At 57.0% G+C, this 20,077-nt stretch carries 16 protein-coding genes; 13 read left to right on the top strand and 3 right to left on the bottom strand.

The genetic code is table 11. The features are described from left to right. Nucleotides 1-137: 137 nt before the first annotated feature. The 3 genes from Q354_RS0118600 to Q354_RS0118590 are packed head-to-tail and all read right to left on the bottom strand — an operon-like array spanning nucleotide 138 to nucleotide 4,133. Nucleotides 138-1,151, bottom strand: coding sequence for an ABC transporter substrate-binding protein (locus tag Q354_RS0118600; RefSeq protein ID WP_211252290.1), 1,014 nt, complete (start codon nucleotides 1,149-1,151; stop codon nucleotides 138-140). Then, complete coding sequence (locus tag Q354_RS0118595; RefSeq protein WP_027858917.1) at nucleotides 1,148-3,310, bottom strand: MFS transporter; 2,163 nt, start codon at nucleotides 3,308-3,310, stop codon at nucleotides 1,148-1,150. The genes Q354_RS0118600 and Q354_RS0118595 overlap by 4 nt, the downstream gene beginning before the upstream one ends. After that, a complete protein-coding gene (locus Q354_RS0118590; protein WP_027858916.1) occupies nucleotides 3,303-4,133 on the bottom strand; it encodes a hypothetical protein in 831 nt (276 codons plus the stop codon). The genes Q354_RS0118595 and Q354_RS0118590 overlap by 8 nt, the downstream gene beginning before the upstream one ends. Nucleotides 4,134-4,794: 661 nt before the next feature. On the opposite strand from Q354_RS0118590, the gene Q354_RS0118580 reads away from it, so the two are divergent. From Q354_RS0118580 to tssH, 13 genes are all read left to right on the top strand, one after another. After that, nucleotides 4,795-6,816: a type VI secretion system Vgr family protein gene (locus Q354_RS0118580; RefSeq protein WP_027858915.1), complete on the top strand. Its 2,022-nt coding sequence runs from the start codon at nucleotides 4,795-4,797 to the stop codon at nucleotides 6,814-6,816. Then, nucleotides 6,816-7,403 (top strand): DUF6931 family protein, encoded by a 588-nt coding sequence (locus Q354_RS0118575; protein ID WP_027858914.1) that lies wholly within the window; start codon nucleotides 6,816-6,818, stop codon nucleotides 7,401-7,403. Before Q354_RS0118580 ends, Q354_RS0118575 begins: the two co-directional genes overlap by 1 nt. Continuing rightward, entirely contained in the window at nucleotides 7,403-7,702 is a 300-nt protein-coding gene (locus tag Q354_RS0118570) for a PAAR domain-containing protein (protein WP_027858913.1), read from the top strand. The genes Q354_RS0118575 and Q354_RS0118570 overlap by 1 nt, the downstream gene beginning before the upstream one ends. Nucleotides 7,703-7,868: 166 nt before the next feature. After that, on the top strand, nucleotides 7,869-8,753 hold the full coding sequence (locus Q354_RS0118565; RefSeq protein ID WP_156948421.1) for a class III extradiol ring-cleavage dioxygenase family protein: 885 nt from the start codon (nucleotides 7,869-7,871) through the stop codon (nucleotides 8,751-8,753). 34 nt (nucleotides 8,754-8,787) lie between these two features. Further along, a complete protein-coding gene (locus tag Q354_RS0118560; protein WP_051560330.1) occupies nucleotides 8,788-10,248 on the top strand; it encodes a type VI secretion system protein TssA in 1,461 nt (486 codons plus the stop codon). Between the two features lie 57 nt (nucleotides 10,249-10,305). Beyond that, the gene (locus tag Q354_RS0118555; protein WP_027858910.1) at nucleotides 10,306-10,833 is read left to right on the top strand and encodes a type VI secretion system tube protein Hcp; all 528 of its coding nucleotides are present in this window, start codon (nucleotides 10,306-10,308) and stop codon (nucleotides 10,831-10,833) included. 27 nt (nucleotides 10,834-10,860) lie between these two features. Continuing rightward, a complete protein-coding gene (gene tssB, locus Q354_RS0118550; RefSeq protein WP_027858909.1) occupies nucleotides 10,861-11,367 on the top strand; it encodes a type VI secretion system contractile sheath small subunit in 507 nt (168 codons plus the stop codon). Then, nucleotides 11,364-12,845 carry a type VI secretion system contractile sheath large subunit gene (gene tssC / locus Q354_RS0118545; protein ID WP_027858908.1) on the top strand — a complete coding sequence of 494 codons (1,482 nt, stop codon included), beginning with the start codon at nucleotides 11,364-11,366 and terminating at the stop codon, nucleotides 12,843-12,845. Before tssB ends, tssC begins: the two co-directional genes overlap by 4 nt. Before the next feature lie 34 nt (nucleotides 12,846-12,879). Next, entirely contained in the window at nucleotides 12,880-14,307 is a 1,428-nt protein-coding gene (locus Q354_RS0118540; protein ID WP_245601087.1) for a type VI secretion system contractile sheath domain-containing protein, read from the top strand. Next, entirely contained in the window at nucleotides 14,307-14,735 is a 429-nt protein-coding gene (gene tssE, locus Q354_RS0118535; RefSeq protein ID WP_027858906.1) for a type VI secretion system baseplate subunit TssE, read from the top strand. The genes Q354_RS0118540 and tssE overlap by 1 nt, the downstream gene beginning before the upstream one ends. After that, a complete protein-coding gene (gene tssF, locus Q354_RS0118530) occupies nucleotides 14,728-16,497 on the top strand; it encodes a type VI secretion system baseplate subunit TssF (RefSeq protein ID WP_027858905.1) in 1,770 nt (589 codons plus the stop codon). The genes tssE and tssF overlap by 8 nt, the downstream gene beginning before the upstream one ends. Then, the gene (locus Q354_RS0118525; protein WP_027858904.1) at nucleotides 16,488-17,444 is read left to right on the top strand and encodes a type VI secretion system baseplate subunit TssG; all 957 of its coding nucleotides are present in this window, start codon (nucleotides 16,488-16,490) and stop codon (nucleotides 17,442-17,444) included. Before tssF ends, Q354_RS0118525 begins: the two co-directional genes overlap by 10 nt. 12 nt (nucleotides 17,445-17,456) lie before the next feature. After that, complete coding sequence (gene tssH / locus Q354_RS0118520) at nucleotides 17,457-20,063, top strand: type VI secretion system ATPase TssH (protein ID WP_027858903.1); 2,607 nt, start codon at nucleotides 17,457-17,459, stop codon at nucleotides 20,061-20,063. Nucleotides 20,064-20,077: the final 14 nt, after the last annotated feature.

The following is a 20,077-nucleotide window of genomic DNA, read 5'->3' as shown; positions in this document are numbered from 1 at the left end:
CGCTTTGGTCGCAGCTCTTTACAATAAATCTTGTAGGCATCAATCCTAAAAAGAGATGCCTAACACACAAGAGCAGTACAGCAAGGTAGCTTACTGCTTTGTGAGAGTATTACCCTATTAGTACTGGTATAGAGTCCTTACTCAGGCTTCGCATTCACCAGTTCTGCCAATCGCAGCAGCTGAATCGGTGGATACAGTTCCAGCTGACGGGCGACGTCCATATTGATAAACATCGAGTAGCGGCTGAGGGATGGGATCGGTAGCTCGCCCGGTGCCTTGTCGCCAAACAGTACTTTCTCCGCCTGGTTGCCAGCCAGGCGGCCGACGTTGTAATAGCGGTTGGCGACGGCGAGCAGGCCGTTAGATTTGGTGACCATCACATCGTAGGCGCTGGCTACCGGTAGCTTGTTCTTTACTGCTTCGGCGGTGAACTCATCGCGCTTCTCCCGGTTATAGGAGCTGGAGCCGACGTAGACCATATCCACTTCTTCGTCGGCCAGTTGCTGCATCAGTGTTGGGATCTGCCCCGGTAGCGGGTTGCCCTGGCTATCCAGTTGATAGGTGCGGGTCACCAGCTCGAAGTCCATCTTATCCGCCAGTTTGGCCAGCTTCTGGGTGTTCAGCGCCGCGTTAAGGGCGGAAGGGTTATAGATCACCCCGATCTTTTTCAGGTCGATATAGTCCTTGATCGCGCGGATCTGTACGTCCTCCGGTACCCGGTTGCGGATGCCGGTGACATTGTTACGGCCACTGCGTTCATAGGAGTCGATAATGCCCGCGCCGATCGGGTCGGCAACAATCATAAACATGGCAGGGATATCGCCAAGGTATTGTCGATTATGGCTGGCTTGAGTGCCGATAATCGCTTTGGTCACCGAAGTGCCCCAGGTTACCACCAGGTCGGGTTTCATAGCGCGGGCTTCCTGCAACAGCTGCGGCAGCTTGCCTTTGTCCCTGGCAACATCGCGTAGCTCGATTCTGACCGGCAGCTGTTTATCTTCGATGTATTGCCTGAAGCCCTGACAGGCATCTTCACAGCCACGCCAGACCACCATATAGATGGTGGCCGGCTTATCCGTCGTGAAACTGGTGGCAAATAACGGAGTGCTGAGTAGCAGCAACAGGGCCGGAATGAGTGTGTTCAGTTTCATGATGCGCTGGCTTCCTCAGGCTTCGCTGCCATTTTCATATAGATCGCCATAATCAGGCCGGTAATTACAATGCCGCTGCCGACGATAGTCATTGCTTCGCCGTAGTCATAGAAGGTCAGCAGTGCTGCGACAAGGATTGGCCCGAGCACGCTGCCGATGCGTTCAGAAGTACGTAGGATGCCAAGGGCTGCAGTACGGCCGACATTCGGGGTGGCTTCGGCGGCTTCCATCGCGGAGGCAATCAGCGGGGCTTTGAGGATCGAGTGGGCCGCGCCCATCAGGGTTACCGCCAGCAGGATGCTGAGCATCGAAGCTTCACCGTAGAGCGATATCAGGATGCCGCCGGAGAGCAGGGTGCCTAACACCACCAGTTCTTTGGTCTTGCCGCTGTGGTCTGCCAGGCTGGAAGCCAGCGGGCTGAGCGGAATAATCACCAGTGAGTACACCATCATGATACGGCCTATCTCCGACTGGCTGGCATCCAGCGATACCAGATAAAGCGGGACCAGGTAGTAAAGGAAGCCGGTCAGGATGATCTTGGCCGGGATGGCACAGAACAGCACGATAAAGACAAACTGGGCATTGGAAGCCAGTGCCAGCAGGCTGCCTTTCCCGCCGGGCTTGGCGCCGCCGGTATTACGTTCAGTATCGACTTCGGAAGACAGCATCTGCCACGCCAGTAGCCCGGCAAACGCAGCCAGGGCAGCGGAGATCATAAAGACCGGCTGGTAGCCGATGCGATCGGCAATGATACCGCCCAGCGCGGTACCGCACATGGTAGCGGTCATCAGTACGCCGACAAAGATCGCCATGCCGCGGGCGCGGTTTTCTGATGAGACGATGGCGGCGATGTAGCCCTGGCAGCTGATGGTGATAATGGCGTAACCGATGGCGGTGGTGCCGCGCCAGAAGATAATCTCGTAGATACTGCTGGCCAGTGCACAGCCGATATAGCCTGCCAGTGCCGGCAGCAGCCCCCAGAAAAACAGCCGTTTATGGCCCCAGCGGTCAACCCAGCTGCCGGCGAAGGGGGTTGCCGCTGCGATCACGAACATAAACACCGAGATCGGCAGGCCCATCATGATGTCCTTGCTGAACCAGGGGTTAGGCTCGTAGAACTCGGCAACAAACAGCGGCATAAAGGATTTTTGCAGCTCTTCGGCAAAGGCGAAAACGAACAGCGGGATACGGGCATCCATTATATTGCCCTGGCGTTCGCGGAATACTTTCAGCAGATTAAAGTTGCTCGCCAGCTTTTGCAGCCGGCCAGAGATACCGTCGTTACGCAGTGACTGCAGTTGCTCCGGATGCTCGATAATATCGCCCCGGCCGTCGGTGACCTGGTCGAGAGTCTGGCGGAAGCGTTGCTGCAGCTGGCGGGAGTCCTGATTCAGGCGGCTGATATAGTTGCCGATAGAGCCTTTGCCGGAGTAGTTCTGGTTAACTGAAAAATCACCGCTGGCCTGGCGCTTGAGGATATTTTCCGATTGTTGCAGCGGGCCTGAGACATAAAACATCACCACCACCATCACCACCTCAAACGAAACCAGCAGCACGGCGATCAGTACGATGGCGATATCGAAGAACACGTCGGTGAGCTGGGTACGGATGAAGCCGGTGTCGAGGCCCAGCTGAACCGCGCCGACCCGTTGTCCCTGCTGCTCCAGTGGCAGGAAAAGGTTCTGGGCTTGCATAGCGCTGCCGGGCAGCAGGCTGGTCAGCTCGCTCCAGCCTTGCTGCAACCGGCTGACAAAACTGGCCTGAAGGGCGCTGTCTGCATTGGTGGAGAAGCTCTGGCTATTGTGCTCACCCAGAGTCACGCCTTCGGTGACGCCCCCCTGATAGAGGATCTTGTCGCGCGCTGAGGTGACGACCAGATAGGTCAGTTCAGGATATTTTGCGGCGGTTTCCTCAAGGTACTGATCCATGCCCCGGATCTGATCCAGCGGTACACCGACATCGATGGCCAGTTTCAGGTCTTCACTGATCACCAGGGCTACCGCTTCTGCTTTTTTCAGCAGCTGTGGTTTCAGGGCAATATTGAATTCGGTCAGGGTGTAGATCGAACTGATCAGCGAAGCCAGCAGGGTGCTGAGCAGGGTGACCAGAAACAGGCGACGGTTAATAAATCCGGTCAGGCCATCGGTATGGTTAGTCATGGATCAGCCCCGTTTTTTCTGTGTGTTTTCTGGCTGTACGGGTGGGCTTGGTGTGCCGGGCATCCTGGCTGATCGCTTCCAGTTCGTCGGTGACGTGGGTCTTCATTTCGTTACTGCGCTCAATCTGTTCCGCAAATTGATGGGCAACTGTGCCCGGTTTGATCGCTTCAGGGTTGCGGCGGTTATCTTCGGCCAGTTGCCCGGTGATCAGTTTAAAAACATTATTAACATCACCGAAGCCGAGTCGTACGGCGATGAAGATCAGCAGAGCAAAGCCACCGAAGATCATCAGGGTCATCTCCAGCAGGTGCAGCTTAACCTGTGCCAGAAGACTGCCGTAGGAGGATTTGTTGTAGGCGATAACGATGCTGCCCATCAGCTGATGGACGCCGTCAAACAGCTGCAGCCCGCTATATAGAGTGTCTTCTCTATCCAGCGACCATGAGGCCTCATTGCCTTTCAGTGCTCGTCGAAGCAGTTCACTACTGAGCTTCTTGCCTAGCTGGTTGTTATCGGTGGAAAAGATCACTTCGCCGCGGTGATCGATAACATGGATAGCGCGTACCTGATTGTCACGCCCCTGAGCCCGTTGCAGTAGTTCAGGCAGGTTGTCCATCGAGCGTAGTTGCAGCCCAAGCTGATCGGCCTTAATAATTGACCTTTCCAGCGAGCCAGACATGACCTGCAGGCGTGAGGAAACCACGTCGGACATCAGGCTGTTAAACTTCATATGGTTCATCAGGTAGAGCAATCCTAAAACGCTGACCAATATGATCCAGATGGTAATTACCAGCTTTAAATGCACTTCGATAAAAGCTTTCACTAACCTTTCCTGCGGTTATTTCTCAATGATTTTGGCATGGTGTCATTGTGAATACATCTAATGACTAAAACATAAAATAACGAACGATCAAGAACTTCATTAGGATTTTCTTAATTGCCGCTTTTCGTGTTGTTTGCTTCGTGTAATCAGACGGTCAACGCCAGAGTGAAAGCAATATTGCGTCATGCTATTGGTAATAATCTGTGTCGAAATCCTGTGTAATGCCAATCAGATTACTCGTAAAACTGTCGTAAATACTAGCTGAATTTACCTATAAAGTAAGATTGTCAAATTGAAATGTGAAGATAATGTGGAGCTGAAAAATAATGCTCTGATCCCGTTTTTTTTCTGCTATCCTTGCTCAGGCAAAAGGATGATCTGGCGGCTGGCCGGAGAGGCTGTATCAGTGGTTGTCAGGCCGCATCTGCTCAGTGATTTTTAAGATAACTTTAAGATAACAAAGGGATAATCCTGAAATCTGTCAGATAGGGGTGCTTGTGGCGCTGTGCTGTCAGCACGGGTAGGAATTTAGACTGGATTTAATGGAACGGTCGTTTATATACTTGCCGGATATCTGTATAAGGGGTCTGTGCTCAAGACAGACTGATAAGTCGGTAGGGTGAATAGATAACCTGTAGGATGATCCTTAAGGGCGTTATAAATGGATGGGTTTGTAGACTCCCAGAGCAGTAACCTCATTGCGACTGATAGTAAAGGTAATGCCTTTGTTGTTAACCGCATGGTTTATCGCGATGCCCTGTCAGAAGTGCCTGATCTGGATGTCGACCTGCAATGTCAGGATATATCGCCACACGAGTGGCTGGGCGAAGAATTAACCTGTGATGTTTTTGATGCTCCGGGGAGCAGCCGCAAGGCTATCCGGTCATTTACCGGAATTGTGACGTCCGTCCAGCAGATCTCAACCAACTCATTTGAACGTTTTTCCACCCACCGTTTGCGTATCCAGTCCTGGTTTTCGCTGCTCTCATACAGCCGCAATTACCGTGTGTTTCAGCAACAAAGCACACAGGATATAGTCACCTCCGTATTCGATGAACTGGGGTTTAAGGGGCGCTATAAAGTCGACGATATGCCGACGACCAAACGCGAGTATTGCCTGCAGTTTGATGAAACGGATCAGGCATTCGTGCGCCGCCTGCTAGCAGAGGAAGGTGTGCATTTCCACTACGGTGTCGATACCGATGCCGACACCCTGATTCTGCATGACGCTTCCAAGCCCTTCTCATCCTCGGACAAAGTCTCACTGGACGATATCAGCGCCCCGGGAGGCAGTAATGAGATCGTCCGTAACTGGTCACCACGCCATCGCTTTCATGGTGCATCCATCGAACTGGCGGGGTATGACTATAGCCAGACCAAGCTGCTCAGCAGCAAGGCGAAAAGCTCAAAGTACAAGATTTCCGCCAACACTAAGCTGACCGACTACCGCTATCCCAATCCGACCATCAGTGGCGCCCTGGATGACCTGGCGAAGCCGCTGGCTGAAACCAAGCGTGCCCAGCTGGACTCCGAATATCACCTGGTCGACGGTGAAACCGACAGCGCCTCGCTGGCCGTGGGGTATTACCTTAACCTCGCCAGCCACAGTGACAGTGGCCAGACCGGGGACTATCTGGTGGTTGCTGTAGAGCAGGAGTTCGTCGTCGATGATTACAACGCTTTTTCCCAGCGTTGCCGTTTCAGCTGTGTACCGGATAGCCATCCTTACTACCCGCCTGAGCTGGCTAAGCCCCGGGTATTTGGTATGCAGAGTGCCGTCGTAGCGGGTAAGACCGATGCTGAACCGGCCTCAGATGATCAGGGCCGGGTGCGGATTCAGTTTCACTGGGACAGTGAAGCCAGTGGTGATAAGACCAGCTGCTGGGTTCGGGTCGCCCAGTCTATGGCGGGCAATGGCTATGGCCTGCAGTTTATCCCCCGCGCCGGGCAGGAGGTGCTGGTCAGCTTCCTCAATGGAGATCCCGATCAGCCGCTGGTCACCGGTTGCCTCTACAACAGCAAGCACAAGCCACCCTATCCGACCACCGATACCACCCAGTCAGGCATCAAGACCCAGTTGAAGGGGCAGTCTAACGAACTGCGTTTTGACGATAAAAAGGACAGTGAGCAGCTCTACCTGCATGCCGCCAAAGACATGTTGGTAGAGGTGGAAAATGACACCGACGAGAAGGTCACGGCTGAGAAGCGGGTGGCGGTGAAGAAAGATATTACGGTCACCTCGGATCAGAACTACAGCCTCGCCACTAAGAAAGATATCAAGCTCAAGACCGATACCAACTACAGCCTGACGGCGACGAAGGCGATCAGTGGTGAGGGCAAAACGATCACCCTTGAGGCCGACGATAGCATCGAGCTTAAGGTCGGCAGTAGCAAGATCAAGATGACCAGCTCCAAGATCGAGATCAGTAGCGGCACCATCAGCCTGGATGGCAGCTCCAAAATTGAACAGAGCGCCGGTCAGGTCAAGGTGGCCGGAGATACCAGCGTCGAAGTTAAAGCGGGGACCGGTCTGACCCTCAAAGCGGGTACGAACCTGGCGGCCTCGGGTCTTAATGCCGAACTCAAAGCCAGTGTTGCGGCGACGGTGAAGGGCAGTGCCACGGCTGAGATATCGGCCAGCGGCTGCACCACCGTTAAAGGCGGCGTGGTGATGGTGAACTGATGTTGAAGAAGATCCCCTATCAGCAAAGCCAGCCGGTGCTGGAGCGCTTCGAACTCTCGGAAGAGGCGGCTGGCGTAGTAAATGGCGAGATGGCACCTGTCGAGCTGCTGCAGAGCCTGCAGCAGCAGGAGCTGTATATCGACGCGGTGAATTTTCTCTGTCATGCGCTGCCGATGCGCGAAGTGATCTGGTGGGTTTGTTTGGCCCTGGGGCTGCGCAGTGATGTCTGGTCACAGCAGGAGCAGGCGGTGTTGGAAAACGGCCGTCGTTGGGTGCAGGAGCCGGACGAGGCCAAGCGCCGACTGGCGGAGCAGCAGGTACTGCGGCTCGGCACCGAGCGGGCCCCGGGCTGGCTGGCCCAGGCAGTGTTCTGGAATGGCAGTGGCAGTCTGGGGGAGCCGGGGCAACCCGTAGTATTGCCGCCAGAGTTTCTCTATGCCAAGGCCGCCGCCGGCGCGATTAACGTCGCTGCCGCCTTGCCGGAATGGCATGGCCACAAGAAATTTAATGAGCAGGTGATCGCCATGGCGCTGGATATTGCCGCCGGTGGTCGCGGAGACAATCTGCAACAGAGGCTAGCCGTCTGATGCCTTGTGCAGCCCGTTCAACCGATATGCATGTCTGTCCGATGCAGACGCCGGGAACACCGCCTATTCCTCACGTGGGTGGTCCCATTTCAGGCCCCGGTAACCCCCAGGTGCTGATCGGCAAACTGCCCGCGGCCTGTATGGGAGAACTCTGTACCTGTGTCGGTCCGCCGGACAGCATTGTCAAAGGCAGCGCCACGGTGCTGATCGGCAAGAAGCCCGCCGCGCGAATGGGCGATACCACGGCCCACGGCGGCACTATCAGCATTGGCTGCCCGACGGTAATGATTGGCGGTTAGAACCAGTAATAAGAAGCTCAGGAAAGGATTTGAACGATGCCACTACGACAACCCATCCGACCCGCACACATGTACGATACCAACCATCTGGCGGTTTCGCTGGACCCTGGTGAAGCAGCTGAGCAGCGGGAGGATTTCGTTATTGAGCGCCAGCTGGATGAACTCTATGCTGATGCCGTGGCGGCTGATCGCGAGTTGGGGGCGCTTTATCAACCACGTGGCAAGGGAGTTTCCGGGGGTTGTTGCTGGTATTCGGCAAGCGCCACTGAAAAGGCGCTCCGATGCCAAGAAGAAGTTGTTTCGTGGTGGTCACCGCAGCAAGGATGTCGAGGATCTTAAAGATATTGCCCGTGCGACCATTGAGTTCGATACCTTGGAAGCACTATTGGCCGCGCGCGAATTTATCAAGACTAAGCGGTCATTTAAGGATCTGGACCACACGGCACTTAAAGACCGTTATACCCCGGTACGGGCTGGCGGCCTTGGGCCAACGGACCAGGGTTACCAGGATATTAAATTTTTCCTGCTGATGAAGCTCGATGGTGGTCGCCGCCATATAGTCGAGTTACAGCTTAACCTGGTCGGTGCCCTGATGGCGAAGGATGTGGGACATCCTTTCTATGATGTAGTCCGTCTCGGTGGCACTGGCTGGGATCCGCGCCTGCCCAACTCCGATATCCTGATCCCATCGGATGTTGCGCAGAAGATCGGTTCGAAGCTACTACACGCCTGTCATGAATGTATCCACCGCAGTGTCGAGCCTGAAAAGGCGCGCATCGTTAAAAGTATGGTGAAGCGTAAATTCTTCCGTCCCGTCTATGCTCGCTATGCCGATGGCCGCCCGATGTTTGATGACAACCGCAACCGCAACCGTGTCGTAGACCGCTACGAGCCAAGGGTTGGCTCGGTACGCCTGACGTTTACGACCCCGGCTGATGTCGAGATGGGATTGGCACTGAGTGAAGTGAGCTGTGCGGCTTACTCCTATTACAACGCCTATTCGCGTCAATATAGATACCGTACGGCAAACAATATCCACGACTGGTGGTAAGTGCAGATAACGGAAATCAGACAGAGTGGTTGCTATGGAACATCTGCTTAACCCGATCAATGACGATGCCCCTTGCGGCGAATACCTGAAAGGCAACCGTAGCCTCTATCGGGGACTGCGTAACAGCTTCAATATGGCGCAGTCCTCCTTCCGACAGCTGATCGAATCGCCGGATGCCACCGCTGATGATGAACTGCTGCAGGCCAACCAGGATAACTGGCAGTCGCTGGCACAGCAGTGCGAAGAGACCCTGACCGATACCTCCAAGGATGTCGAAGTCTTTTGCTGGCTGGCCACCGCCCAGCTGTTTGGCCGCGAGCCTCTGGCGGGGTTGGCCGATGTATTGGAAACCTTCGCCGAAGCAGTGGAGCGATTCTGGCCGGACCTTAACCCCAAGCCACCGGAAAATAAGCTCAAGGCTGAGGATGATAGCGATCGTCAGCGCGAATGGGCGGAACATCGCATCAAACCCCTGCTGCAGCTGGTGGGTGATACCCAGGACAGCGGGTTGCTCTATATGCCGCTGCAGATGATCCCGCTGATTGGCGAGATCGACTACGCCCGTTACTTCTCGGCCGAGCGTAAGGGCGAGCTGGCACAGCTGAAGGCTGAAGCCGAGGCCGCCCTGGCTGCTGAACGAGCCGTTGTCACCGAAACTATTATTGCCCTGGGACGTGCGCTGGAAGCGCTGCAGTTGTTGGAAAGCCGCATCGCGGAACATTGTCGCAACGACGGCGCCGAGGGGATGAGCTTCCGTTTTGTCCGTGAAAGCATCGAACGGCTGATCAATGCCCTGCGTTATCTCCTGGGCGACCAGTTGCAACCCTGGCCGCTGGACAAGGTAGAAGACGTTGAGGTCACGCCTGACGCAGCAGAAGCTGCCGGCAGTAACCAGCAAGAAAGCGTATCAGCAGAAGACACCACAGCCGCGACCGAAGCACAGGCTGATACTGCGGTTAGTGCGCTTCAGGCTGCGGGCACGACAGTCAGCCTGACGCCGGGCGGTGAGATCTACTGCCGTGACCAGGCCTTTCAGGAGCTGCGCCGTATCGCCGACTACTTTCAGCGCACCGAACCGCACAGCCCGGTCTATATGCTGCTGGAACGGGCGATCCGCTGGGGCTATATGTCGCTGCCGGAGCTGCTGAACGAGATGGTGGGCGAAAATGGCGGCGTGATGGGGCGCATCACCCAGCTGGCCGGGCTGGAAAGCATCGAGAAAACAGATATTCCCGAAGCCCGGATCGATCCGGGCCTGCTGACCCAGCCACAGGCTCAGGTCACAGCCGCAATGGTTGCTCCGGTCGCTGCACCGGTCATAGCACCCGCGATGACGGTGCCCGAGCAGCCGGTAGTCGTTAGCCAGCCTGCTGCGCCCGCCCCGGCTGCGGTGATCGGCTTGCCGGATGAGCCGGCTGCCGGTAACAACAACCAGACCAGCGGCACCGACCCAGACAACGCGGCTGGTCAGCAGATATCCAGTTTTGAGTGGTAATAGCTAACAGAATAGAACGGTCGCAAAGGCGGCTCTTTAAACAGCAAGGAGAGACAAATGGCTTCAATATTCATGCGAATTGACGGCATTAACACTATTAAAGGTGCAGCTACCGTTACAGAAATCGGCAACAAGAAAGGCTTCTTTGCCCTGGACCACGTCAGCTGGGAAGGTAACCGTGGTGTAGGTATCAATATCGGTAATGCCAACAACGCCGATAAGGGTATGGCGGCGCTGGGCCAGGTTAAGGTGCGTCGTCAGTCTGATGGTGCCTCCCCTTACCTGACCAGCTTCCTGTTCTCCCCGGGCGCTGAAGGTAAGACCATCGAGATCGTGATGACCAAGCCAAACCGTACGGGTGCAGGTATGGACCCATACCTGGTGATCACGCTGGAGAAATCCCGCATGTCTCACTACAACATCGAATGTCGCGATGGCGAGCTGCCAACCGAAGAGTATGACCTGACCTATACCACCATCTCCAAGGTTTACTACCAGGAAACCGAGGGCGGTACCATCGAGAAGGGCGATACCGTGAAATTCGATACCACTACTGCCCAGCTTGAGTCCAAAGCGGCTATCTAACGCCAGAACTAAACCAGGAGGTTGCACGTGGCCTTGAATTCACAACATAAGCGGGTCAGCAAGAACCGTGTCAGCATCACTTACGATGTTGAAACCAACGGTGCTGTTGAAACCAAAGAACTTCCATTTGTCGTCGGTGTACTGGGTGATTTCTCTGCCCACAAAGAAGACCGCGAAGACTTCGAGGATCGCTCCTTCTACCAGGTCGATAAAGACAACTTCGACACGGTCATGAAGCGGGTGGGCCCGGAACTGAAACTGAAAGTCGACAACACTCTGTCTGACGATGGCAGCCAGTTTGAGGCCGCGCTGCAGTTCAACTCCATGAAGGACTTCGAGCCGGATGCCATCATCGGCCAGGTAGACGCACTGCAGAAGCTGGCGGATACCCGCTCCCAGCTGAAAACCCTGCTGGCGAAAGCCGATCGTTCCCGCGATCTGGAGAAACTGCTGAAAGAGGTGCTGCAGAGCGCCGACACCATCAATGCGCTGTCCAGCGAACTGAGTATCGATCCTAAGGGAGGCGAGGAATGAGCACTGAAGAACTGGTAGGCGAAGCAGGCGCCGCCGAAGCGGAAGCGGTCAGCTTCCTGGATCGCGCGATCGCAGCAACCACCCAGACCCCGGAAGATACCACTAAAGAGCTGTTCTCCGTGTTGGCAGAACAGGCCCTGGGTGGCACCGTGGTCTGGGACAAGAATGTTACCAAGACCATTGAGAACGCCATCGCTGAGATCGACAAACAGATGTCCCGACAGCTGTCTGAAGTGATGCAGCAGGATGACTTCCAGCGCCTGGAAGGTTCATGGCGGGGTCTGAACAAACTGGTGAAAGAGAGTGAGCTGGGTACCAGCCTGAAGATCCGCCTGGTGGATTTCCAGAAAGAAGAGCTGCTGGATCAGTTTGAAGATGCGCCTGCGGTTGATCGCAGTCCGCTGTTCGAAGCCCTGTACCAGAAAGAGTTTGGCACTGCCGGTGGTGAACCTTATGGCCTGCTGATTGGCGACTACACCTTCTCCCACAAGGATGAAGATGTGGCCCTGATGCGCTACATGGGTGAAACCGCGGCTGCCAGCCATGCGCCCTTTATCGCAGCGGCGAATCCGGAAATGTTTGAATTCGACAGCTTCGAAACCTTCAACGAAGGCAAGCCGGTTGCAGCAGGATTCGACTCTCCGTCCTACGCTGCCTGGAACGCTTTCCGTGAAAGCGACGATGCCCGCTATGTGACCCTGACCCTGCCACAGACCCTGGCGCGCATGCCTTATGGTGCTAACGGCCTGGGTACAAAGGCCTTCGATTACGAAGAGCTGGCGACCGATGCAGTGGGTAACCCGCGTCCGACCGATAACAGCCAGCTGGTCTGGTCTAATGCCGCTTACGAGCTGGGCCTGAAAATGACCCAGGCACACACTGCCTACGGCTGGTGCACCGCGATTCGTGGTATGGACAATGGCGGTAAGGTTGAGAATCTGCCGAACCTGACTTACCAGTCCGACGCCGGCGACCTGCAGCAGCAGTGTCCGATCGAGGTCAACCTGACCGACGAGCGTGAGAAGGAGCTGAGTGATCTGGGCTTCCTGCCGCTGGTGCACTACAAGAACACCAACTACGGTGTTTTCATCGGTAGCCAGACCGCGCAGAAACCCAAGACCTACACCGACCCTGACGCGACTGCTAATGCGGCGATCTCCGCGCGTCTGCCATACATCATGGCCAGCAGCCGTATCGCTCACTTCCTCAAGGTGATGGGTCGCGACATGCTGGGGTCCAACCTGGAAGCGACAGATATCCAGAGCAATCTGCAGTCCTGGATCGACCAGTACACCAACTCCGGTGCAATGGGTAACGAAGAACGCTCCAAGACCCCGCTGGCGGAGTCTGCCATCAAGGTGGTGGAGCAGCCAGGCCGTCCGGGTGCCTACTCGGCGGTTGCTCACCTGCGTCCCTGGTTGCAGCTTGAAGAGCTGACTACCTCGGTACGTATGGTTACCAAGATTCCGGGCGGTTGACGGATTGGGCCCGTCACCCTGACGGGCCCTGCTTATGCCTATGTTTTCTAAAGACTTTCAGCACGACTTAAACGCTCTGGACCCACAGCAGGAGGATTACCTGCTGAGCTCTCTGGTGCTCCTGAGTCAGTGGGACAGCGAGATATTGCACAGTCCCGAGCGGCTGAAAGCTGCGCTGAACCGGATGATTGCTGCCCTTGATCAACAACTTTCGCAGCAGTTGTCAGCGGTGATGCAGCACCCTGAATTTATGGCACTGGAGGCGCGCTGGCGCAGCCTGCATAGCCTGGTGACCCTGCCGGTCAACTACCAGCGTATCGAGGTGAAGTTGCTTGATGCCAGCTGGCAGCAGCTGTCCCAGGATATCAACAGTGCCAACACCCTGCGTAGCAGTACGCTGTACAACCTGATGGGAAACCGCGAACTGAATACGCTGGGAGGACACCCCTTCGGCATGGTGGTGATCGATCACGGCCTGTCGATGGAGATGGATTATGACGACGAGTGGGACAACCTCTACACCGTCGAACTGCTGGGACAGCTGGGCGAGCAGGTGCTCTGCCCCTTTATCCTGTCACCGGCCGATGAATTCTTTGGCGAAAATGGGGCCGACTGGCTATCCGATATTCGCCGCATAGAAAAGATACTGGAAGGGCCCGACTACACCGGCTGGCAGCGCCTGAGACAGCTGCCCAGCAGCCGCTATATCGGCCTGGCGATGCCAAAGATCCGTTTGCGAAAGGCCTATCACCGGCACCGCTGCGGCTTTATCTACAACGAAGACGGTAGTCGGCATAACGGTCTCTGGGGCAGCGCCGCTTTTGCTTTCGCCAGCGTGGCGTTGCGGGAGTTTAACCGCATCAGCTGGTTCGGCTTCATGAAATCGCGCTGGCAGGAGCAATACCAGGGGGCTGTGATCAACCTGCCACCGAATGCGGCCAGTCAGTCGGTACTGAAACAGCCCCAGACCGACGTGCGCCTGTTTGGCAACTTGGCGGCGTTTTACTCCACTCAGGGATTTCTGCCGCTTAGCCATAGCCGTATGACCGACAAGTTTTTCTTCTATGGCAACAACTCCCTGTGGCAATCGGATGCATCCGATGCAGGTCAGGTGATGGGACAGTTGCAGACCACCCTGATGATCTGCCGTATCGCACATTATCTGAAGGTGCAGATCCGCAGCATGATCGGTAACTTCCAGAATGCAGCTGAATGTGAGCTCTACCTCAGCCGCTGGATGGACAACTACTGCAGTAACCTGATCGATGCCGATGAGTCAACGCTGGCGAAGTATCCCTTCGGCAAAGGGCGGGTCAGGGTGCAGGAAGTGCCGGGCAGCAATGGCCGTTACAGCTGTGAGGTGATGGTGCAGCCGCAATACCAGTTCGATCATTTCTGCGGTGAAGTAGTGTTATCCACCGACCTGGGCCAGGCTGGCGATCAGTCAGGGAGGCGCTCCTGATGGTGTTCTGGCAGGCCTTTCTTGCCGAAAAACACTATGGCGATCCGCAGGATGCACTGGTGGCTTCGGTACAGTATCAGCTGACCCGTTTGCTGAACTCTGAAGCGCCACTGATGAAACTGCCACCGCAGCTGCAGCAGGTGGAAGGCTCCAACCTGCGCTTTGGCCTCGATAGTCTGCAGACCATCAGCAGTCAGATGAATAACGAACAGTTTGCCCGTCAGCTGGAAGACTGGGTCAAGGCGTTTGAACCGCGACTGGCTGCTGTCCAGGTCGAGGTCCATGCCCGTGAAGAGCATAAAAACAGGGTTAGCTTCTCGCTATTGGCGAGGCTGAAAACCGAACGTGGCAGTCACGCCCTGGTATTTGATTCCAGTATCAGCCTGGCAGGACAGAAGGTGGAGATGGAGGGGCAGGAGATTGTCTGATCAGTTGATGCGCTATTACGAGCGTGAATTGGCCTCGGTACGTAAGTCGCTGGCATCTTTCGCCCAGCGCCACCCGGAGCAGGCCGCCCAGCTGCAGCTGAACCAGAGTGGTGTCGAAGATCCTAATATCAGCCGCCTGATCGATGGCATGGCCCTGCTGACCGCCAAGACCGAGCAGCGTCTTGACGAGCAGTTGCCGGAACTGCTGCAGGACCTTTTTTCCCTGCTCTATCCCGGCTACCTGCAGTTAATCCCGGGCTATACTGCGCTGACACTGGAAACCGATCCCGAGCAACTGAACGAAAACGTACTGCTGCCAAAGGGCTCTGAAGTGGTTGTGACGCAGCCCCAGGGCGACTGCACCTTTACGACCTGTGCCGACCTGCAGGTCTACCCGTTCCAGATCGACCGGGTTGATGCCGAAGCGGCGCCCTTCTCCTTTACCGGGCCGGGGGAGTTATGCCATGCCGATTCGGTAATCCGTATCCAGCTCAGTTGCTGTGATCCGGACAGCCGCTTCAGCCAGCTACAGGTTGGCGATTTAGACTTCTATGTCAGGGGCTTTGAGAACAGCGCCGCCAGCCTGATCGAGATCCTGTTGCAGCAGACCGAGCTGATCTCGGTTTCTTCACCTGATGGTGCTCAGCACCAGACCCTGCCAGGCGAACGACTGCAAAGCCGGGTGGCTGATCCCGGGTTCCAGTGGTTGCCGCGTCATGGCAACCAATTCGCAGGTTTTGACCTGCTGCGGGACTACTTTGCCTACCCGGATAAAGGCGCCTATTTCCGTATTGCGGCACTGGGTGAGCAGTTGAGCCGGATCGACGCTGCAACGGTGACGCTGAATTTCTTTGTCCGTGGCCTGCCCGCTGAATTCCTGCGCCTGTTCGATGCCTCAGTGTTCTGCCTCAATACAGTACCGGCACTGAACCTGTTCCGTCGCCCGGGCGAGCCTCTGAACTATGATTTCTCCCGCCTGTCGATGCCGGTGCTGGCCGATGCCTGGGCCGATTCAGATATCGAAGTGGTTTCGCTCGACCGGGTGCGTGAAGTACTGCCGGACGGTGAACGCGAGCTGCGGCCGCTCTACCAGGTGCGTTACCGCCAGGATCGCAGCGCTGCCCGCTGGCAGAGCCGACAGCGTTATGACGAAACGGGCCAGCGTCATGTTGAATTGGCACTGAGCAGTGAACAGCCCAGCACCGGCATGGTACTGGCGCTTGACCTGCACTGCTGTAACGGCCGTGCGCCCTGCCGGATCGCAGCGGGTACGGTGGCCGAAAGCCTGGCGGCGATTGATCTGCCAGGCGAGCTGAAGTTACTGAATTCACCCAGCGCGCCACACTATCCGGCGCTGGATAATGACCTGCACTGGCGCTTTATCGCCCTGCTGAACGCCAACTTTGCGACCCTGTTGCAGACCGATCAACCCGCCGAGGCATTGCGCGACCTGCTATCGCTCTGCGCACCGGGGAACAGCTGCCGTCAGGCGGAGACGATCACTGATGTCAGTTATCGCCAGCAGGTAGCGCCGATGCAGGTGGCCGGACACAATATCTTTGCCACCGGCACCGAAGTAACGGTGACCCTGGATGCGGTTGCCCTGGGCGATCAGGCGGCCCTGCTGGGCGAGGTCCTGAACGGCTTTTACCGTCAGTTCTGCAGTTACGACCGCTTTATCCAGCTGCAGCTGCGCCATTTTGGCAGTGACCGCAGTGGCCGTAGCTATCCGCGGGTGCATGGGAGTCAGCTATGTCTCTAGGGCTGCTGCAGGCGCCCAAGCAGCGCCAGCTCGACTTTATCCAGGCGATCCGCCTGCTGCGCCAGATGGGTGACAGTGGTGAATTGCGCCTGACAGCCGAACCGATGCCCGAGGGCGATCCGGCCGAAGTGCTGGCCGTCGAACGGCTGGGCAGCGAAACCTGCCTCAAGCTGGGACTGGAGGCACTGTCCGGGGCCCGCGGTGTCTTGCCCGATTACCTGTACGAGGAATTGCTCTCCAGCCTGCACGATGAAGAGCAGGCGTTGAACGATTTCCTCGACCTGTTTAACCATCGCTACTATCAGCTGCTGCAGGGTGTCACCGAGAAGGGCAACTTGCTGCTGCGTGATGAGCAGGAGCAATGCGACAGCGCCCTGGTGACCCGTACCGCACAGCGCCAGTGCCTGACCCAGTTGTCGGCCCTGCCGCAGCTGCCGGATGCAGAGACCGGGCTGATCGGTTACAGCTTGCTGCTGGGAATGAACCTGCGCAGCCTCGATGGCCTGCGCCAGCTGTTGTGTGACTACTTTGAACTGCGGATCCATGTGCAGGCAACGCCCGTGACCCGGTACCGCCTGCCTGCCTCAACCCTGAGCCGCATTGGTAGGGGGGGCGGTGCGCAGAATAACCGTCTTGGCCAGGGACTGTTGCTGGGCCGCAGCGGTGAGATGAACTTTCATCGCCTGGAAATTCTGGTGGAACCGGCCGATCAGGCCCAGTATCTCAGCCTGCAGTCGGACCTGCAGTTTGCTGCCCGGCTGCGTCAGGTCTCCGAAGCTTACCTGCGTGAGCGTAGTGAGCTGAAACTCTATTTGTACGTAAAACGCGCCTTCATCGCACAGCCTCTGCTTTCCTCCCGGCCACGGGCCGGGGTGTGGCTGGGTGAAGCCAACTGTCTCGCTCCTCATCTCAGGCCTGAGGAGTATCGGAAAATTCTACTTCAGTAAGGGAAATTCAATATGTCACAGGTAAAACTGGGAAATCTGGTTGCGAAGCTGGAAGCGGATCTGAAAGGCGCGCTGGAGCAGGCAGCCGGTGCCGCGATGAACCAGAAGGTGGCGGCGATCGAGGTAGAGCACTGGCTGGTGCAGCTACTGAACGCCAAGGAAAGCCACTTAGGACAGTGTCTGCAACAGCAGAATATTGACAGTAGCACCCTGCTGGCAGAGCTGACCGCGCGGCTGGGCCGACTGCCCCAGGGCAGCGAAGGCCAGCCGACGCTGAGTAAACAGTTGAGTGACCTGATGGAGGCAGCCTGGATGCTGGCCTCGGTTAACTTTGGCCAGCAGCAGGTGACCAGCCTGCACCTGCTACTGGCACTACAGCAGCCGGATGCCTTCGGCCTGAAAAAGCTCTCTCTGGAATCCCTCAGTGGCCTGTCGCTGGAAGCGCTGCAGGCCCAGATCAGTAAGGTCAAGACGGGCTCGGCAGCCGCCCCGGTGGCCGGTGCACCTGCCGCCGCTACCGGACCGGTTGAGGGCGGTGCACTGGATAAGTACACCGTTAACCTGACCCAGCAGGCCCGCGACGGCGGCATCGATCCGATCTCAGGCCGCAATGCAGAAGTGCGCAAGGCGATCGATATCCTCTGCCGTAAGCGCCAGAACAACCCGATTCTGGTGGGTGAACCCGGTGTCGGTAAAACGGCCGTGGTGGAAGGACTGGCGCTGCGCGTGGTCGCCGGTGAAGTTCCGGCGGCGCTGCAGGGCGTTGAGATCCACTCCCTCGACCTGGGCCTGCTGCAGGCCGGTGCCAGCATCAAGGGTGAGTTTGAAAACCGCCTCAAGGATGTCATCAATGAGGTGAAAGGCTCCGAGACACCGATCGTGGTGTTTATCGATGAAGCCCACACCCTGATCGGAGCTGGCGGTACCGCGGGACAGAACGATGCCGCCAACCTGCTGAAACCGGCCCTGGCACGGGGCGAATTCAAGTCGATCGCCGCGACTACCTGGGCCGAGTACAAGAAATACTTTGAGAAAGACCCGGCCCTGACCCGCCGCTTCCAGGTGGTGAAGGTCGAAGAGCCGAATGCCGAGGATGCGATCCAGATGCTGCGCGGCGTGGCCCAGTCCCTCAGCCTGCACCACGGTGTATTTATCCGTGAAGATGCGATCGATGCGGCGGTGAACCTGTCGATCCGATACCTGCCGGCGCGCCAGCTGCCGGACAAGGCGATCAGCCTGCTGGATACTGCCTGTGCCCGTATCGCCCTGACCCAGGGGGCCAAACCGGAGGCGATCGAACAGCTGGAGCAACAGATCCGCTATATGAACAGCGAGCTGGAAGCGCTGCAGGCGGAGGAAGCGGTCTTTACCGGTGGTGCAGAACAGATTGGCCTGCTGCAGGAACAGCTGGCACTGCGTGGCGAAGAACTGGCCGTCGCCAGCAGCCGCTGGGAACAGGAGCAGGGGCTGGTAGATCAGGTGCGCAACCTGAAAGCGGAATTGCAGGAACAGCACCAGCAGGGCAGCGTCGATCAGGCGAAGCAGGCTGAGTTGCAACTGCTGCTGGAGCAGCTTGATGGCGTGCAGCAGGAGCAGCCGCTGGTTCATGCGATGGTCGACCAGCAGGCGATCGCCACGGTGATCTCCAACTGGACCGGGATTCCGGCGGGTAGCATGGTACGCGACGAGGTCGCCAAGCTGCTGACGCTGGAAGATGCCCTGCACCGTCGCGTGATCGGCCAGCAGGCGGGTATCAGCGAGCTGGCCAAGAGTATCCGTATCTCCCGTGCCGGGCTGACCGACAGTCGTAAGCCGGTGGGAGTCTTCCTGATGTGTGGCCCCAGTGGTGTCGGTAAGACCGAGACCGCCATGGCGCTGGCCGATGAGGTGTTTGGCGGCGGTGACAACCTGACCGTGATCAATATGACCGAGTTCAAGGAGGAGCATAAGATCTCCATGCTGCTTGGTTCCCCGGCCGGTTATGTCGGCTTTGGCGAGGGCGGCGTGCTGACCGAGGCGATCCGCCGTAATCCTTACTCGGTATTGTTGCTGGATGAGATGGAGAAGGCCCATCCCGGTGTGCATGACCTGTTCTACCAGATCTTCGATAAGGGCCATATCAAGGACAGCGAAGGTCGTACCGTCGACTTCCGCAATACCATTATCATCATGACCTCCAACGCCGCTGACCAAGCGATCTGTGATGTCTGTGACCAGAGTGAACAGCGCCCGGACAATGCCGAGCTGGTGGAACAGATCCGTCCCGAGCTGCAGCGCTTCTTCAAGCCCGCCTTCCTCGGCCGTGCTACTGTGGTGCCTTATTACCCGCTCAATGATGAGGAGCTGGCGCAGATCACCGAGATCAGCCTTAACCGCATCCGCCGCAAATTGCAGGAGCAGTACAAAGCCAGCTTCACATGGAACCAGCAATTGGTAGACTTCGTGGTGGCGCGTAATACCGACCCGACCACAGGCGGTCGTGCCATCGAACAGATTATCAACCGCTCACTGATGCCGCGCCTGGCAGAAGAGTGTATCGGCCGCCTCAGCGAAGGACTGGCGATCAGCGCGGTTGAAGTCGGGATTGAGGCGGGCGAGATCAGCCTCGCTATCACATAAGGACCTGTTGATAA

This window comes from Marinobacterium jannaschii DSM 6295 (assembly GCF_000620085.1).
Classification (GTDB): domain Bacteria; phylum Pseudomonadota; class Gammaproteobacteria; order Pseudomonadales; family Balneatricaceae; genus Pontibacterium; species Pontibacterium jannaschii.
The sequence above is the reverse complement of the archived record's forward strand: the minus strand, read 5'-3'. Positions and strand labels throughout refer to the sequence as shown.

Excerpts from the sequence above, each read along its gene's own strand:
- Q354_RS0118600 (WP_211252290.1), bottom strand. The coding sequence starts at position 1,151 with ATGAAACTGAACACACTCATTCCGGCCCTGTTGCTGCTACTCAGCACT.
- Q354_RS0118595 (WP_027858917.1), bottom strand. The coding sequence starts at position 3,310 with ATGACTAACCATACCGATGGCCTGACCGGATTTATTAACCGTCGCCTG.
- Q354_RS0118580 (WP_027858915.1), top strand. The coding sequence starts at position 4,795 with ATGGATGGGTTTGTAGACTCCCAGAGCAGTAACCTCATTGCGACTGAT.
- Q354_RS0118575 (WP_027858914.1), top strand. The coding sequence starts at position 6,816 with ATGTTGAAGAAGATCCCCTATCAGCAAAGCCAGCCGGTGCTGGAGCGC.
- Q354_RS0118570 (WP_027858913.1), top strand. The coding sequence starts at position 7,403 with ATGCCTTGTGCAGCCCGTTCAACCGATATGCATGTCTGTCCGATGCAG.
- Q354_RS0118565 (WP_156948421.1), top strand. The coding sequence starts at position 7,869 with ATGCTGATGCCGTGGCGGCTGATCGCGAGTTGGGGGCGCTTTATCAAC.
- Q354_RS0118560 (WP_051560330.1), top strand. The coding sequence starts at position 8,788 with ATGGAACATCTGCTTAACCCGATCAATGACGATGCCCCTTGCGGCGAA.
- Q354_RS0118555 (WP_027858910.1), top strand. The coding sequence starts at position 10,306 with ATGGCTTCAATATTCATGCGAATTGACGGCATTAACACTATTAAAGGT.
- tssC (WP_027858908.1), top strand. The coding sequence starts at position 11,364 with ATGAGCACTGAAGAACTGGTAGGCGAAGCAGGCGCCGCCGAAGCGGAA.
- Q354_RS0118540 (WP_245601087.1), top strand. The coding sequence starts at position 12,880 with ATGCCTATGTTTTCTAAAGACTTTCAGCACGACTTAAACGCTCTGGAC.
- tssE (WP_027858906.1), top strand. The coding sequence starts at position 14,307 with ATGGTGTTCTGGCAGGCCTTTCTTGCCGAAAAACACTATGGCGATCCG.
- Q354_RS0118525 (WP_027858904.1), top strand. The coding sequence starts at position 16,488 with ATGTCTCTAGGGCTGCTGCAGGCGCCCAAGCAGCGCCAGCTCGACTTT.
- tssH (WP_027858903.1), top strand. The coding sequence starts at position 17,457 with ATGTCACAGGTAAAACTGGGAAATCTGGTTGCGAAGCTGGAAGCGGAT.